The sequence below is a fragment of the Geminicoccaceae bacterium genome, assembly GCA_020638465.1.
GTDB lineage: Bacteria > Pseudomonadota > Alphaproteobacteria > Geminicoccales > Geminicoccaceae > JAGREO01.
Genome location: JACKIM010000002.1, coordinates 1,254,057 through 1,268,646, shown reverse-complemented (window position 1 = coordinate 1,268,646; position 14,590 = coordinate 1,254,057). Strand labels below are relative to the sequence as shown.

13 protein-coding genes and 1 pseudogene are annotated in these 14,590 nt (G+C 63.2%); 2 read left to right on the top strand and 12 right to left on the bottom strand.

Features of this window, described 5'->3' with window-relative positions; translation table 11 throughout:
• Positions 1–2: 2 nt before the first annotated feature.
• The 11 genes and pseudogenes from H6851_16170 to H6851_16120 form a co-directional block, all read right to left on the bottom strand.
• Positions 3–833, bottom strand: coding sequence for a carbohydrate ABC transporter permease (locus H6851_16170; protein MCB9945142.1), 831 nt, complete (start codon positions 831–833; stop codon positions 3–5).
• Positions 830–1,750, bottom strand: a complete 921-nt coding sequence (locus H6851_16165) for a sugar ABC transporter permease (GenBank protein MCB9945141.1) — start codon at positions 1,748–1,750, stop codon at positions 830–832. Before H6851_16165 ends, H6851_16170 begins: the two co-directional genes overlap by 4 nt.
• Positions 1,750–3,015, bottom strand: a complete 1,266-nt coding sequence (locus H6851_16160) for a sugar ABC transporter substrate-binding protein (GenBank protein ID MCB9945140.1) — start codon at positions 3,013–3,015, stop codon at positions 1,750–1,752. The genes H6851_16165 and H6851_16160 overlap by 1 nt, the downstream gene beginning before the upstream one ends.
• Entirely contained in the window at positions 3,012–4,178 is a 1,167-nt protein-coding gene (locus H6851_16155) for a PLP-dependent transferase (protein ID MCB9945139.1), read from the bottom strand. The genes H6851_16160 and H6851_16155 overlap by 4 nt, the downstream gene beginning before the upstream one ends.
• Positions 4,175–4,822 (bottom strand): annotated as a pseudogene (locus tag H6851_16150) (FadR family transcriptional regulator). The gene H6851_16155 and the pseudogene H6851_16150 overlap by 4 nt, the downstream one beginning before the upstream one ends.
• A 211-nt stretch (positions 4,823–5,033) precedes the next feature.
• Positions 5,034–6,419, bottom strand: a complete 1,386-nt coding sequence (locus tag H6851_16145; GenBank protein ID MCB9945138.1) for a phosphomannomutase/phosphoglucomutase — start codon at positions 6,417–6,419, stop codon at positions 5,034–5,036.
• Positions 6,420–6,655: 236 nt separating this feature from the next.
• Complete coding sequence (locus H6851_16140) at positions 6,656–8,038, bottom strand: UDP-glucose/GDP-mannose dehydrogenase family protein (protein MCB9945137.1); 1,383 nt, start codon at positions 8,036–8,038, stop codon at positions 6,656–6,658.
• Positions 8,039–8,059: 21 nt separating this feature from the next.
• Positions 8,060–8,929 carry a UTP--glucose-1-phosphate uridylyltransferase GalU gene (gene galU / locus H6851_16135; GenBank protein ID MCB9945136.1) on the bottom strand — a complete coding sequence of 290 codons (870 nt, stop codon included), beginning with the start codon at positions 8,927–8,929 and terminating at the stop codon, positions 8,060–8,062.
• 294 nt (positions 8,930–9,223) lie between these two features.
• Complete coding sequence (locus H6851_16130) at positions 9,224–9,967, bottom strand: molecular chaperone DnaJ (GenBank protein MCB9945135.1); 744 nt, start codon at positions 9,965–9,967, stop codon at positions 9,224–9,226.
• Between the two features lie 3 nt (positions 9,968–9,970).
• Positions 9,971–10,681 (bottom strand): VWA domain-containing protein, encoded by a 711-nt coding sequence (locus tag H6851_16125; GenBank protein ID MCB9945134.1) that lies wholly within the window; start codon positions 10,679–10,681, stop codon positions 9,971–9,973.
• Between the two features lie 51 nt (positions 10,682–10,732).
• The gene (locus tag H6851_16120; GenBank protein MCB9945133.1) at positions 10,733–11,485 is read right to left on the bottom strand and encodes an SDR family oxidoreductase; all 753 of its coding nucleotides are present in this window, start codon (positions 11,483–11,485) and stop codon (positions 10,733–10,735) included.
• 257 nt (positions 11,486–11,742) lie between these two features.
• Here H6851_16120 and H6851_16115 point away from each other — a divergent pair, with 257 nt between their 5' ends.
• Together H6851_16115 and H6851_16110 are read left to right on the top strand one after the other, a co-directional pair.
• On the top strand, positions 11,743–12,246 hold the full coding sequence (locus tag H6851_16115; protein ID MCB9945132.1) for a hypothetical protein: 504 nt from the start codon (positions 11,743–11,745) through the stop codon (positions 12,244–12,246).
• Complete coding sequence (locus H6851_16110) at positions 12,243–13,628, top strand: tetratricopeptide repeat protein (protein MCB9945131.1); 1,386 nt, start codon at positions 12,243–12,245, stop codon at positions 13,626–13,628. The genes H6851_16115 and H6851_16110 overlap by 4 nt, the downstream gene beginning before the upstream one ends.
• Before the next feature lie 118 nt (positions 13,629–13,746).
• Here H6851_16110 and H6851_16105 read toward each other — a convergent pair whose 3' ends face one another.
• Complete coding sequence (locus H6851_16105) at positions 13,747–14,493, bottom strand: prepilin-type N-terminal cleavage/methylation domain-containing protein (protein MCB9945130.1); 747 nt, start codon at positions 14,491–14,493, stop codon at positions 13,747–13,749.
• Positions 14,494–14,590: the final 97 nt, after the last annotated feature.

Here is a 14,590-nt window from a genome sequence, read left to right as displayed (position 1 = left end):
CGTCATCCCTTCACCGCACCGGCGGTCAGGCCCTGGACCAGATAGCACTGGATGAGGGCGAAGAAGACACAGGCGGGGATGAGGGCAAGGACGCCGGCGGCCATCATCTGGCCCCAGTCGACGGAGAACTTGCCGATGAAGCTCAGCAGGCCCACCGGGAAGGTCATCTTTTCCTCGCTGTTGATGAGCATGAGCGAGAACAGCAGTTCCGACCATGCGGCGGTGAAGACGAAGCCGAGTGTGGCCGCCATGCCCGGCAGGGTCAGCGGGAAGATGACCTTGCGCAGCGCCTCGAACCGGGTGCAGCCGTCGATCATGGCACTTTCCTCAAGCTCCTTGGGGATGCCCTCGAAGAACGACTGCATGAGAAAGGTGGCAAACGGTACGTTGAAGGCGGTGTAGGTGATGATCAGCCCCCACAGCGAATCGGTGAGTCCCAGCGGTGTCATCAGCCGGTAGATCGGAGCGATCAGCATGACGATGGGAAACATCTGCGTGAGCAGCATGAGCCCCACGATCAGGGCCTTGCCGGCAAAGCGGAAGCGCGAGAAGGCGTAGCCCGAAAGCGAGGCGAAGATCGTGACGAAAAAGGCGGTTCCGCCTGCGACGACGATCGAATTCCTGAAGAACGCCGGGAAGTCGGTGGCGGTGAGCACCTTGGTGAAGCTGTCGAAGCTCATGGCCGAGGGCCACAGGCGCACACCCTCGGAATAGAGCAGTGATTCGGGGGTGACGGCGATCTTGAACAGCCAGTAGAGCGGGAACAGGGCGAACAGGACGTAGGCCAACAATCCGAGCCTGTGGGCGATGATGCGAAGCGGGCTCTTTTTCATGTCGTCGATCGCATGTTGCGGCGCAGCCTGAACAGGATGGCCGTGTAGAGCAAGAGCAGGCCCAGAAGTACGCAGGCGATAGCCGAGGCATAGCCGAAGTCGAGTTGCTTGTAGGCGGTGGTGAAGATCAAGGACGGCAGGATCTGGGTGGTATTGGCGGGCCCGCCATTGGTCATGACCACGATGAGATCGGCGAAATTGCTGATCCAGATGGTGCGCAGGAGAACCGTGATCGCGATCATGGGCGCGAGATAGGGCAGGGTGACGTGCAGGAACTGCTGCAGGTCGGTGGCGCCGTCGATGGCGGCGGCCTCGTACATCTCGTCGGGAATGGCCTGCAGCGCGGCCAGAAGGGTGATGGCGAAGAAGGGAATGCCGAACCAGACATTGGCGATGATCGGTCCCCACATGGCGAGGCCGGGATCCCCCAGGATCGAATAGGGTTCTTTCATCAGCCCGAGCGCGAAGAACCAGTGCGGCAACGGCCCGATGACCGGATTGAACAGCCAGGCCCAGGTGAGGCCGGAAAGGAAGGTCGGCACCGCCCATGGCAGCAGGACGATCGCCTGCACCAGCCGCTTGCCGGCGAACTTGCGATTGAGCAGCAGGGCAAGTCCGAGGCCGAAGGCGAACTGGAGCGTGACGCTGGCGATCGTCCACCATGCCGTGTTGCCGAGCGCACGGTAGAACACCTTGTCCCCGGTGAGCAGCTTCTCGAAGTGTTCGAGCCCGATCCAGCCCCTGCTGAAGGGTTTCAGGATCTGCACGTCCTGAAAGGCATAGCTGATGCCGACGAACAGCGGCACCACCATTACCATCACGATCAGGACGAGTGCTGGTGACAGGTAGCACCATGGCTCCAGCATGAGTGAAAGCCGCCCCCCGCGAGGGGGGGCGGGCTTGCCGTGGGCAGCCATTACTGCTTGGCTTTCCACTTGGCATAGGCCTCGGTGAAGTCCCCGGCCCATTCAGTCGCGACATCCTCGGGCGTGCGCTGGCCGAGCAGCAGTTCCTGCCCGGTCTGGATCGAGGTGACATCGGCAAAATAGGCGAACTCTTCCAGATAGGTCGGCATGGATACCGGTTCCCAGCGCGGATCGTTGATCTCGGTGAACCAGCCTTCGAACTGCGGCGTACGGAAATAGGGATCCTGTTCGGCACCCTGATAGATCGGGATCACGCCGACGAACTTGGACCATTCGATGTTCATGTCAGGACTGGAGAGGTGCTGCACCAGCTTCCAGGCCTCGTCCTCGTGCTGCGTGGCGGAAAAGATCGACCAGCCCGCATAGCCGATGGTCGGAAACGACTTGCCGTCCGGCCCCAGTGGCATCGGTGCCACCGCAAAGTCGTCGGTGTTCATGCGCTCGGCGACCGCGATGAGCGCATCGGGATCCTGGTCGAGCATGGCGCAGGTGCCGGAATAAAAACCGGCAACGATCTCGTTGAATCCCCAATTGACGCTGTCGCGCGGGACAAAACCGTTCTGGTACATGTCCTGGATGAACTGAAGGCCCTGCACCGCCTTCGGATCGTCGAGTGTCGACTTTCCATCCTCGGTGAAGAACTCGTTCTTGCCCAGATAGTTGAGCATCCACATGATATAGCCGTTGGTGGCGCCGGGACCGCCGCGCAGGCAGTAGCCGGACTTGCCCGGCAGTTCGGAGATCTTCGCCGAATAGTCCATGAAGTCCTGCATGGTTTCGGGCGGACCGTCGAGACCGGCCTCGGCGAACAGCTTCTTGTTCCAGAACATGGCCCGCAGGTAGAAACCATAGGGGATCATGTGGGTCTCGCCGGGGATCACACTGCCGAAATCCCGGGCCGCCTGGGTCAGGTTGGCGGCTTCGGGCCATTGTTCCATCAGCGGCCTGAGATCGACCAGTGCGCCATTGTTGGCATAGAGCGCCATCCACCGGTCGGGCATTTCCACCACGTCGGGGATCTGTCCGCCCTGGACCATGGTTGCCAGCTTCTCGAAGGCCTGACCCCATGGCAGCGAGGTGACCTCGACCTTGATGTCGGGATTGGTCTCCTCGAATTGGGCGATCATGCCCTTGAGGTGTTCGGTACGCGCCGGGCTGGTAATGACTTCCACCAGTTGCAATGTGGTTTCGGCCCACACCTGGCCGGACATGAACAGCGTTCCGGTGAGGGCTACGGTTGTCAGCAGTTTTCTCATCCTTGGCTCCCTTTGCCGTTTCTTGCTGCGGCCCTGATGGCGATATCGAGGTCCGCGACGAGATCCTCGGGCTCTTCCAGCCCGATGTTGAGCCGCACCAGTTGCGGCGGCACGCCGAAATCGACGAGTGCGTTATGCTCGCCGGCCTGGTTGAGGCCGACGGCCATGGGAAAGACGAGGCTCTCGTGGCCGCCCCAGCTGACGCCGAGACGGAAGAGCCGGAGCGTGTCGCAAAAGCGGATGGGGTCGACGCCATCGGCCAGTTCGATGCTGAACAGTCCACCGCGGCCGGAAAGCGCACCGCTGGCGTTTGACAATTCCGGAAGGTTGATCTTCGCCACTTCGGGACGTTTCCGCATCCAGTCGGAAACGCGGGTCACGCTGTCATTGTGCCGGCGCATGCGCAAACCGAGCGTTCGCAGCCCCCGCAACAGGAGCCATGCCTCGAAGGGAGCCAGCTTGCCGCCGAGGAAGGGGTAGGTCAGCGTATTGATCTGCCGAATCCGCTCGCGGCTGCCGATGGCGACGCCGGCCACCGTATCGCTGTGTCCGGAAATGTACTTGGATGCGGAGTGGACGACGATATCGACGCCCAGCGCCAGCGGGCGCTGGAATACCGGGGTGGCCCAGCTGTTGTCGATGACCGAGACTGCTCCGGCCTGGCGGGCAAGGTCCGCCTGGGCGCGGATGTCATGGGTCTCGAAGATGACGCTGGTCGGGCTCTCGAGATAGAGCAGGCTCGCGCCTTCGAGCGCCTTTTCCAGGGCGTCGAGATCGCGACCGTCGACAAATACCGTTTCGATGCCCAGGCGGACCAGCAGACGGCGCATCAGCCTGTAGGTATCGGGATAGACGTTGCGCACGCAGACGATGCGGTCACCGCTGCGTGCGAAGGCAAGAATGGTGGCGGCAATCGCAGCCATCCCCGATGCGAAGCCGCGCGCCGCCTCTCCTCCTTCCAGCGCCGCGATCTTGTCTTCGAAGACCCGCACGGTGGGATTGTTGCCGCGTGTATAGATAGGCCGCTCGTTCCCGCCGGAGAAGGTCTCGACCATCTGCGCGACGTTGTCGAAGGTGAACAGCGAGGACTGGTGGATGGGGGGCACCACCGGCCCGGATTCGAGATCGTCATGGACAAGCATGGTGGCGAACGAGTCGGTCATGAAGCCGCCTTCAGATCCTCCTCGACGACGTCGAGGATGTCGTTGATGTGCTGCCGGGCAGCCTCCGGATTGCGATCACGGATCGCTTCGAAAAGCTTGCGATGGAATGGAAACGAGCGTTCGGCGAAGCCCGGCTGCTTGAGCGGGTTGGTGAAGAAGGTCGCGAAGATGTCGTTCAGCGAGCCGATCAGCTGGACGAACAGCGGATTGCCGGTCGCCTCGTAGATGGCCTGGTGGAACTGCACGTCGATCCGTGCCGACCCGGCGCCGGTGCGGGCATGGTGCTCCTCCATCGCCAGTAGGTGCCTCTCGATGATCGAGAGCTGGCCTTCGCCGGCCCGCAGGGCGGCGAGTGTCACGGCCTCGCTTTCCAGTCCGCGACGGATCTCGAGGCCGTTGAGCAGTTCGGTCTGGCGCAGCGACAGGCTGACTTGCAGGTGGACGGTGTTTTCCTCGATGGAACGGGTGAGGTAGGTGCCCGAACCGATGCGGCGCTCGACCACACCCATTCCTTCGAGCTGCCGCAGGGCCTCGCGCACCGTGGACCGGCCGACCTCGAGCTGCAACATCAGCTCACGTTCCGGCGGCAGCCGTTGGGGCGGTTTCAGCCCTTCCTTGATGATGAAGGCGCGGATCGCTTCGACAACGGCGGTCGTCGATGTCAGCGCACGAACGGGTTCCAGTCGAATGGTCTGCCTTCCCCAATGAATTGGTCAGACCATAGGACCGAAAATTGCATCCTGTCAATCCCCGGGCAGTTGCCCGGATGGGCGGTCGTCACTCGGGAACTGTTGGACGGGGCCGGGTTCAGCCAGGGAAGCGGCCTTGCCTCGACGGAGAACCTGGCCAGGCAGGTCAGAAGCCCGCGGGTGCCGGGAGTCCGGCGGCAGCGAGTGCGGCCCTGATCTCGTCCTTGCGCTCGTTCAACCCCGCCTCGCTCTTGGCTTCAGCCCGGGCGACCAGCACCGCCTGGGTGTTGGACGCGCGCAGGAGCCACCAGCCGTCGCCGCTGTTGACGCGGACACCGTCGGTTTCATCGACGGTCGCTCCGAGTTTCGCCAGATGGGCCTTGATGGCCCTGATGGCCTCGAACTTGCGCTCTTCCGCACAGTCGAAGCGGATTTCCGGCGTATTGAAGGTTTCCGGCATCCGGTCGCGGAGTTCGGCCAGTGTGGTCTTTCCACGGGCGAGGATATCGATCAGGCGTACAGCGACATAAAGCGCATCGTCGTGACCGTAGAACCTGTCCTTGTAGAAGATATGGCCCGACATCTCGCCCGAAAGCGGCGCACCGGTTTCGACCATCTTCGATTTGATCAGCGAGTGGCCGGTCTTGTACATGAGCGGCTTGCCACCCATCCGCGCGATCTCGTCGAAGAGGATCTGGCTGGCCTTGACGTCGGCGATGATGGTGGCACCGGGATGGCGTTCGAGGACGTCGCCGGCGAGGATCTGCAGGATCTGGTCGCCCCAGATGATCCGCCCCTTGCCATCAACCACGCCGATGCGGTCAGCATCGCCGTCGAAGCCGATACCCATCTCGTAGCCGCCTTCCTTCACCCTGGCGATCAGATCGACGAGGTTATGTTCCTCGGTAGGATCAGGATGGTGGTTGGGGAAGGTTCCGTCGACCTCGGCATAGAGGCACTCATGACGGCCGGGAAGACGGTTCGCCAGCGCTTCCATGGCCGGCCCGGCAACGCCGTTGCCCGCATCCCAGACGCAATTCACATCACGCTTCCCGTGATAGTCCTGCATCAGCCGCGCGACGTAGCGGTCGAACACGTCGACATGCTCGACGCTGCCGGTACCGTTCGCCCATGCGCCCGAAGCGGAGATACGGCCCAGTTCGACAATGCGCTCGCCGAAGAACGAGGCCTTGCCCATCATCATCTTGAAGCCGTTGTAGTCGGGCGGGTTGTGCGAGCCGGTCACCTGGATGCCGCCATCGGCTTCCAGCTCGTGCACGGCGAAGTAGAGCATGGGCGTGGGGCTCTGGCCGATGTCGAGCACCGTCATGCCGGTCGACGACAGGCCCTCGACCAGGGCCGCCGACAGCTCGGGAGAGCTCAGTCGGCCATCCCGGCCGACGGCGATCCGGCTGCGCCCTTCGCCTTTCGCGATGGTGCCGAACGATGCGCCGATGGCACGCGCGTCCGCAGCATGCAGCGTCGTACCGACAATTCCGCGAATGTCGTATTCGCGGAGCACGGATGAATGGAACTCATGACCATCGGCCATCGATCAACTCCCTGGACGGACAATTCCCTAGACGTAGACAAGACAAACGAGGGCGAAGGCCGCCCTCGTTCCATTTTTCCCAAATCGGGATGCTCTACCGCACAATCGGGCTTTCGAGCAATCCTATTGCTCAGACGCATTCACTTCGTTCATTCATCCGAGCACTAGTTCCTTGTTTTTGCATCGATTTATCCAGTCAGATCAGTATGATCCGTCTGGGTCGATGCACTATGGCTTCAGTTCGTGGCCAGCGCTCCCGCCTTCGGGCTGGCTTCGACCTTCTCGGCCGTCCGGCTTTCGAGACCGTTTCCCATGCAGGGTCGGCCGATGCTCGTATAGGCGAAACCGGCGCGGGCGACCACGGCCGGATCGAAGATGTTACGCAGGTCGATAATGACGGGAGTGCGCATGATTTCCCGCAACCGGTCAAGGTCGATACCACGGAAGATGTTCCACTCCGTCAGAATGACCACGGCATCGGCACCTTCGGCCACCGAATAGGGATCGTCCTGCCAGTCCACTTCCGGCATCATCTTGCGCGCCTCGTCCATGCCCTCGGGATCGAAGGCTTTGACCGTCGCACCTTCGGCCTTCAAAGCGGGGACGATCACCAGACTGGGACTGTCGCGCATGTCATCGGTGTTGGGCTTGAAGGTGACGCCGAGCACCCCGATGGTCTTGCCGCCGACATTGCCGCCACAGGCATTGATGACCTTGCGCACCATCTGCCGCTTGCGCCCGTCATTGACGCTGACCACCGTCTCGACGATGCGCAGGGGCGAATTGTGCTGTTCGCCGGTCCGCAGCAGGGCAAGGGTATCCTTCGGGAAGCAGGAGCCGCCATATCCGGGGCCCGCATGCAGGAATTTCCGGCCGATGCGGCCGTCGAGCCCCATGCCCTTGGCCACCATCTGCACGTCGGCGCCGACCCGTTCGCACAGATCGGCCATCTCGTTGATGAAGGTGATCTTGGTGGCGAGAAAACTGTTGGTGGCGTACTTGATCAGTTCGGCCGTTTCCAGTGCGGTGAACAGGATCGGCGTCTCATTGAGGTTGAGCGGCCGGTAGCACTGGCTCAGGACATCGCGGGCCTTTTCCGATTCGACGCCACAGACGACGCGGTCGGGGCGCAGGAAATCCTCGATGGCCGAACCTTCGCGCAGGAACTCGGGGTTGGAGGCGACGTGGATCTCGAGATCCGAACGCTTGGCCCTGAAGATAGCCTCCAGCTTGCGGCCGGTGCCCACGGGGACCGTCGACTTGGTGACCACGACAATCGGCTCCACCAGCGATTCGGCAATCTCTTCGGCGGCTGCAAAGACATAGGTCAGATCGGCATGGCCGTCGCCGCGACGGGTGGGGGTGCCTACGGCAATGAACACGGCATCCGCGTTCTGCACGGCTTCGCGCAGGTCGGTGGTGAACTGCAACCGACCCTCGCGCTTGTGACGCTCGACCAGCACGTCAAGGCCCGGCTCATAGATCGGAATCCGGCCTTCGAGCAGCATGTCGATCTTGCGCTGGTCCTTGTCGACACAGGTCACGTCGAGGCCGAATTCGGCAAAGCAGGCCCCCGAAACGAGTCCTACGTAGCCAGTGCCGATCATTGCAATGCGCATGACAAGAAATCCTTGAAAAAACTAGCGGTGATAGGTGGCAAGAATGGAGCGCAGCTGATCGCCGAGCTCCGGTCGTTCGAGGGCCAGGGCGACGATGGCCTCAAGATAACCGAGCTTGTCGCCGCAATCGAACCGCCGGCCCTCAAAGGAAAGGCCGTGGAACGGGCGGCTGCCGATCATGCGTTCCATGGCGTCGGTGAGCTGGATCTCGCCACCGGCACCGATCTGGTGTGCGGACAGATAGTCGAAAATCTCGGGAAGGAGAATATATCGACCGATCACCGCGAAACGTGAGGGTGCTTCCGCCGGATCGGGTTTTTCGACCAGGCCGCGAACTTCGACCAGTTGCCCGTCGCGCGCGCCCGGATCGACCACGCCGTAGCGGGATGTCTGCTCTTCGGGGACTTCCATCACCGCGATGACATTTCCGCCAGTCCGGCCATGAGCATCAGCCAGCTGCTTCATGCACGGTGTCCGGCTGTGAATGAGGTCATCGACCAGCATCACCCCGAAAGGCTCGTTGCCGACGACGTGGCGGGCGCACCAGACGGCATGGCCGAGCCCTCTGGGCTCCTGCTGGCGGGTGTAGATCACTTCGCCGGCCCCGGGCACGTCATCGACCAGTTGCCGGAGTTCCTTCTCCTTGCGCTTTTTCTGCAGGGTCTCGAACAGCTCGAAGGCGCGATCGAAGTGGTCCTCCATGATGGTCTTGCCACGGCCGGTGACGAAGATGAACTGTTCGCAACCCGCTTCGGCAGCCTCTTCCAGCGCATACTGGATGATGGGCTTGTCCACCACGGGCAGCATTTCCTTCGGCATGACCTTGGTGGCGGGCAACATGCGGGTGCCCAGCCCGGCAACCGGAAAGACAACTTTCTTGATCGATGACATCGCAGATCCTCAAAAAGCGTCAGGTCAGACATGCCGCATCATGACGGCGAGCCGAAGTGAAGTTTCTTACGGGCATGCACGGTTTAGCCAATTGGGCAGCCGCATATCAACCATGACGCCCCGTACTTTCGGTCCTTCGACGGCAAAAAGCGATACTCCTTTGTGACACGGACGCCACGGTGGAAGTGCTGTGTTCGCCCGCCACCCTAGCGCCAAGTCGGTAAGATAGTGTTAACGTCACAGGATACCGATGGTTCTCGACGACAAAATACCGCCCCCCGGCGCCGGCGGCGATCAGTCGGACGGGGTGTCCAGATGTGACAGCAGCAGCTCCCTTGCGCGGTTGATCTGGCTGGCGAGATAGGTGCTGCCGCCATGATCGGGGTGGAAGCGCGCCATCAGGCGGCGGTGCGCCTGCCGGATCTCCTCGGCGGTGGCGCCATCCCGGAGGCCGAGGATGTCGAGTGCCATGGCATCGGTCATCACGTCGTGAACGTCGCCACTGCGGGACCTGCCGTCATCGTCACCCTGCGTGGAGTCGTTAAACTCCCGCCAGTCGGGATGATGACGATCGAGGAATGCCTCGACGAGGGAGACGCTGAGCGCGTCATCAAGCCTCACCCGATGCAACAACTGGAGAAGTTCTCCCAGGGACAGGGAAGCCAGCTTGCGGCCCGCAAATGCGCCGTCGATGATCTCGCCGTCGATTTCACCCGTGGCCCGGTCCAGGCGCATGCGCAGGAACCGGGTCTCTATCTCGCTGGTTCCGGTGGTGCTGCCGGCGTTCCGGGCCCAAGGATCGGCCCCGCGCCTGCCGCTCCTCAGCTTGCGGACGGTGATGGCCGTGGCCAGCAGCAGCATGAGAGCGATGCCGAAACGGCCAGCGACCATCAGTCCCATGCCGGCAAGCCCGCTCAGGACGGCGAAGAAGGTGCGCAGCGCATGGGCGATGTCCTGCGGCCTCATGGAGGTGAAATTGCGGGCGGCCCAGCCGAGGGCGGCGAGAGCCGCGATGCCGAGCAGGAAATAGAGGACCATCGCTCAGCCCATCCTCTGTTCCAGCATCCTCGCCGCGCCGACGCCACCCGCCGACAGCCGGCGCAGTTCTCTCAGTCCGCCCGAGGCATAGGCCGCCACCGCGCCGAGCAGGGCCCGCAACTCGCCGGGCGAGCCCGCATCGAAGCGGCAATGGGCTCCGCCTGTGAGCCGCGCGATCTCGCCGAAGGCGAAACCCGCTGCGGCGTCCCCGCCTTCCTGGAACATGAATGCCCTGACCCCGCGCATTCCCAGCTCCCCGGCAAGGTTGCCGAGGCTGTCGACCGGCTCCTCGACGCAATCGCCGATGAAGACCAGCGCCTGCACGGGCTTCTTGCCGGCCTCATTGGCGGCATGGCGCAGGATGCGGCCGATCTGGGTCGTGCCCGCACGGCAGTCGACCCGTGCCATCAGGTCGACCAGCGCCTTGCCACTGGAAACCCAACGGCTGGCCTTGCACTCGTCGAAACCGCGGTAGAAGGCGAGCTGCACGTCCAGGCCGCCATGCCTGTCGGCTTCGAGGAACATCTCGCCCTGGACCCGGCTCGCCCGGTCCCATGCGGGCCTGCGCGATGCGGTCGCATCGAGAGCGAAAATCAGACGGGCGCGACGGCCACCCTGCGGTACCGGCTGCAGCCTGCGCATCTCCGCGACGAAATTCTCGACCTCGGCCGCGCGACCGGGTTCGATCGATGTGCCCTTGCTCATGCTTCTCATGTGCGGACGATGGACCGCGGAGTCCAGACCTTGTCGTGCGACCGCGGGTACTCAGTAGGTGGCGCGACCGCCCGAAAGGTCGAATACGGCACCGGTGGTGAAGCTGTTCTCTCGCGACACCAGCCATGCGACCATGGCCGCGGCCTCCTCCACCTTGAGGAAACGCCCGCGCGGAATTTTCGAGAGCATGTAGTCGATGTGCTCCTGGCTGATCTGGTCGAAGATCCGGGTCTTCGCGGCGGCCGGGGTGATGCAGTTGACGGCGATGTCGTAGCCCGCGAGCTCCTTGCCCAGCGACTTGGTGAGCGCGATCACGCCGGCCTTGGCGGCACTGTAGGGGGCCGCATTCGGGTTGCCCTCCTTGCCGGCGATCGAGGCCGTCGAGCAGATCCGCCCGTAGCCCTTGTCGATCATGTGCGGTACCACCGCGCGCATGCAGTGGAACACGCCGTTCAGGTCGATGTCGACGACATCGCGCCAGGCGTCGAGGTCATACTCCCAGACCTTGGCCGACGGTCCGGCAATCCCCGCATTGCAAACGAGGATGTCAAGCCCGCCCAGCTTTTCCACGGTGACATCGCGGGCCTTCTCGACGCTGGCGTAGTCGGTGACGTCGACGGTCACCGCCACCGCCCTGCCCAGCGACGACAGACCCGCCGCGGCCTCTCCGGCCAGCGCCGCATCGCGATCCCACAGCGCCACCGACGCACCGGAGCGCAACAGCCGTTCGGCAATGGCAAGACCGATGCCCTGGGCACCGCCGGTAATCGCGGCCATGCCGCCCGCGAGGTCGATCTGGTTCATCCGGTTTCCTCCTCCAACGCAGACATGAATGTCCTTTTGCGAGTACGACCGCAATCTGGCAAGCGGTAGCAATGGCTGCGGACCTGGACCACGGCGATTTTACTGTTAAGCGGTCCGGCAAGATGGCTGATGGAGGTGGTGCAACATGTCGTCATGGATCATGACAAGTGGAATATGATGGAAATTTCAAGGAATTAATCCATATATCCATGATCGGGAACGGTCGCTATCCCTGACATATCCTGTTAGGAAACGGGATGATCGATTTCCTGCGACGGAACCTCATGACCCCGGCTTTCACCGTTACGATACCGCACCGGCGAACCGTGTCGCCCGTGACCTGGCTGCCCGTGCTGGCCTATCATCTCGTGTCATGGAGCGGAACGCACCGGCTCTATGCTGCCGCTGTCGACCTGCGTCTGCCGTCGGGACGCAGCTTCGGACTCGGGATCGGCGATATTCTCGTCGTGGCGGCCATGCTGCTGTTGACGTTCACCGCGTTCCGGTGCGGGCGGGGTGCCGTGGCCCGCAGCGGCCCTTTGCGGGCGGGCCAGGTCCTGCTGGCCGTGTCCGCAATCGAATTTCTCTTTGTCAGCGGGTTTGGAACCGCCATCTTCTTCATGCTGATGCTGGCCATGCTGGCGGAGGTGGTGATGCTGGGGCGGAGTGCGGGCGGCGTTCCCGCCAGGTCCGGCCCGAACGATCGAGAGGGGCCCGGCGGATCGACCGGGCGGGAAACGTTCAACGGGGAGGGACAATGACGATGCAACATGACTGCCGCGGGCTGGAACTGACGACCGAAAGCCGTACGGCTGCCGGGGCCTTCGACGATGCGGTCCATCATTTCCTCGAATACCGGGCCGATACGGCGGCCATGATCGACCGCGCTCTCGTGGCCGATCCGGCATTTCTCATGCCGCGCATCCTGCGTGCCGGTGCCATGCTGCTGATGGGCACCAACAGCGTGCGGCCGGCCATCGATGCGGAACTGGCGGCCATCGGCGCGCTCGAAACCCCGCGCAACGAGCGCGAAAGGCTGCATGAACGGGCATTGCTATCCTGGGCTACGGGCGATCTGCGTCGGGCGTCGCGGCACTGGGAGACGATCATCACCCGCTGGCCGCACGATATCCTCGCCCTGCGCAGCCTGCATTTCCAGAACTTCTGGATGGGGGCAGCGCCCTATATGCGGCAGGTGGTCGGCGCGGTCATTCCGCGCTGGACGGAGGACATGCCGGGCTATGGCTTCGTGCTCGGAATGCTGGCCTTCGGCCTGGAGGAATGCGGCCGTTACCGGCAGGCCGAGCGCTGTGGTCGCGAGGCGGTGGAACGCAATGACGACGACATGTGGTCGATCCATGCTGTTGCTCACGTGCTGGAGATGCAGGGACGTACGGCAGAGGGCAGTCGCTGGCTGGATCACCCGCAGGATCGATGGGCCGATCGGGGACCATTCAAGGCGCATCTGTGGTGGCACCGCGCGCTTTTTGCCGTGGAGCGCGAATCGTTCGACGAGGCGCTGGCGCTGTACGACGCGCATGTGCGTCCGGGCGAGCGTTTTGTATCCACCGACATGATGAATGCACCCACGCTGCTCGCCCGTCTGGAGTTTCAGGGGGTCGATGTCGGCGACCGCTGGGAGGGGCTGGCGGAGCGTTCGACGGCCTGGGTGGAGGACCATGTGATCGCCTTCACCGACGCGCATACCATGATGCCGCTGGCGCGAACCGGTCGCGCGGCGGAAGCCGAAGCCTATCTCGAATCACTCGAACGGCTGTCGCATGTGTCGGACTGCTATGCCGCCGAGGTCACCGGTCCCTACATCCTGCCGCTCGCCCGCGCCATCCATGCGTTCTACGGCGGCGATCATCGAGGCTGCGTCGATCTGCTCATGCCGCTGCGGGCAGCGTTGCAGCCCATCGGCGGTAGTCATGCACAGCGTGACGTGTTTCACCAGTTGCTGCTGGAAGCCGCCATGAGGGCCGGCGACTGGCCGGTGGCACGATTGCTGGCGGAGGAACGTATAGCCCTGCGGGCGGACAATCCGCTGAACTGGACGAAACTGGCGGTGATTCTCGATCGGACGGGCGAAACCGCGGCGGCCGAAGCCGCTCGCGGGCGGGCTGCCATGCGGCCGGATTGAACCATCGGAGCCGGCAACGAAAACCGCCCGGCATGCGGTGACGATGATCTCGTCGCCGTAGCCGGGCGGCTGTCTGTCGAACGGGAACCGGAGAGACGCCGGTTCGCGCGGTTGCAGGTCAGTTGATTTCGAAGACCAGGTGGCAGTTTTCGCCAGTGGTGCGGTTGTATTGCGACGCGGTCGTCAGGGCGGAACCACCGTCGAGGCAGGTCGTGTAGGTCTGCCGGATCCAGCCCGTGCCGGGACGTCCGTCATCGAGCTTGCGATCGATGCTCTCGGCCTCGCCGCCGTCGATGATGCCATCGGTTGAGGATGGCGCGCGCTCGAGGTTGATCCAGTGAGCACGCTTGCCGGCCACCGTGACCCATTCGATGCTGAAGCCGCCGCCGACGGGTGCGCTCGGAAGGCCCTGACCATGGGCGCTGACGACGGTGTCGCCAAGCTCGATGCCGGTGATCATGTCGGCCGCGGCGAGATGTTGCCAGTAGAGCAGGGATTCCTGACTGGCACCGGAACCCTCGATGACACCGTCGCCGTCACAGGCGGCATTGCTGCCGTCACAGGCGGGAGTGGTCCAGGTGATGCCGACATGGTCGCCGAGTGCTGCCTGGCCGTCCTTGAAATCGCCGGGCAGGGCGCCGTAACGGTCGCGGAAGGTGTTGTGAGCGGCACGGTAGGCCTCGACCTGGTTCATGGTCGATTTCAGCCGCGCGCTCTGGATCATCTCCTGACCCTTGAGGACGCCGCCGATGATCAGGCCGATGATGACCAGAACGATTGACAGTTCGACGAGTGTGAAACCGGCCTGGCCCGATCGATTGGCGTCGATGCGATTCGGTATTGAAGGTGGTATCGGGGCAACCATTGAAAAGCTCTCCGCGCGAATAGTCTCGTGATGTCAGACAGCTTCGCATGGAAGAGTTAAGCAGCTGTGAACGGTCTCTCCAAAGCAGGAAAATTTT

Bases quoted from the DNA above. Each gene is read 5' to 3' on its own strand.
- H6851_16145 (MCB9945138.1), bottom strand. From the start codon at position 6,419: ATGGCCGATGGTCATGAGTTCCATTCATCCGTGCTCCGCGAATACGAC.
- H6851_16160 (MCB9945140.1), bottom strand. From the start codon at position 3,015: ATGAGAAAACTGCTGACAACCGTAGCCCTCACCGGAACGCTGTTCATG.
- H6851_16165 (MCB9945141.1), bottom strand. From the start codon at position 1,750: ATGGCTGCCCACGGCAAGCCCGCCCCCCCTCGCGGGGGGCGGCTTTCA.
- H6851_16155 (MCB9945139.1), bottom strand. From the start codon at position 4,178: ATGACCGACTCGTTCGCCACCATGCTTGTCCATGACGATCTCGAATCC.
- H6851_16110 (MCB9945131.1), top strand. From the start codon at position 12,243: ATGACGATGCAACATGACTGCCGCGGGCTGGAACTGACGACCGAAAGC.
- H6851_16170 (MCB9945142.1), bottom strand. From the start codon at position 833: ATGAAAAAGAGCCCGCTTCGCATCATCGCCCACAGGCTCGGATTGTTG.
- H6851_16105 (MCB9945130.1), bottom strand. From the start codon at position 14,493: ATGGTTGCCCCGATACCACCTTCAATACCGAATCGCATCGACGCCAAT.
- H6851_16125 (MCB9945134.1), bottom strand. From the start codon at position 10,681: ATGAGAAGCATGAGCAAGGGCACATCGATCGAACCCGGTCGCGCGGCC.
- H6851_16140 (MCB9945137.1), bottom strand. From the start codon at position 8,038: ATGCGCATTGCAATGATCGGCACTGGCTACGTAGGACTCGTTTCGGGG.
- H6851_16120 (MCB9945133.1), bottom strand. From the start codon at position 11,485: ATGAACCAGATCGACCTCGCGGGCGGCATGGCCGCGATTACCGGCGGT.
- H6851_16115 (MCB9945132.1), top strand. From the start codon at position 11,743: ATGATCGATTTCCTGCGACGGAACCTCATGACCCCGGCTTTCACCGTT.
- H6851_16130 (MCB9945135.1), bottom strand. From the start codon at position 9,967: ATGGTCCTCTATTTCCTGCTCGGCATCGCGGCTCTCGCCGCCCTCGGC.
- galU (MCB9945136.1), bottom strand. From the start codon at position 8,929: ATGTCATCGATCAAGAAAGTTGTCTTTCCGGTTGCCGGGCTGGGCACC.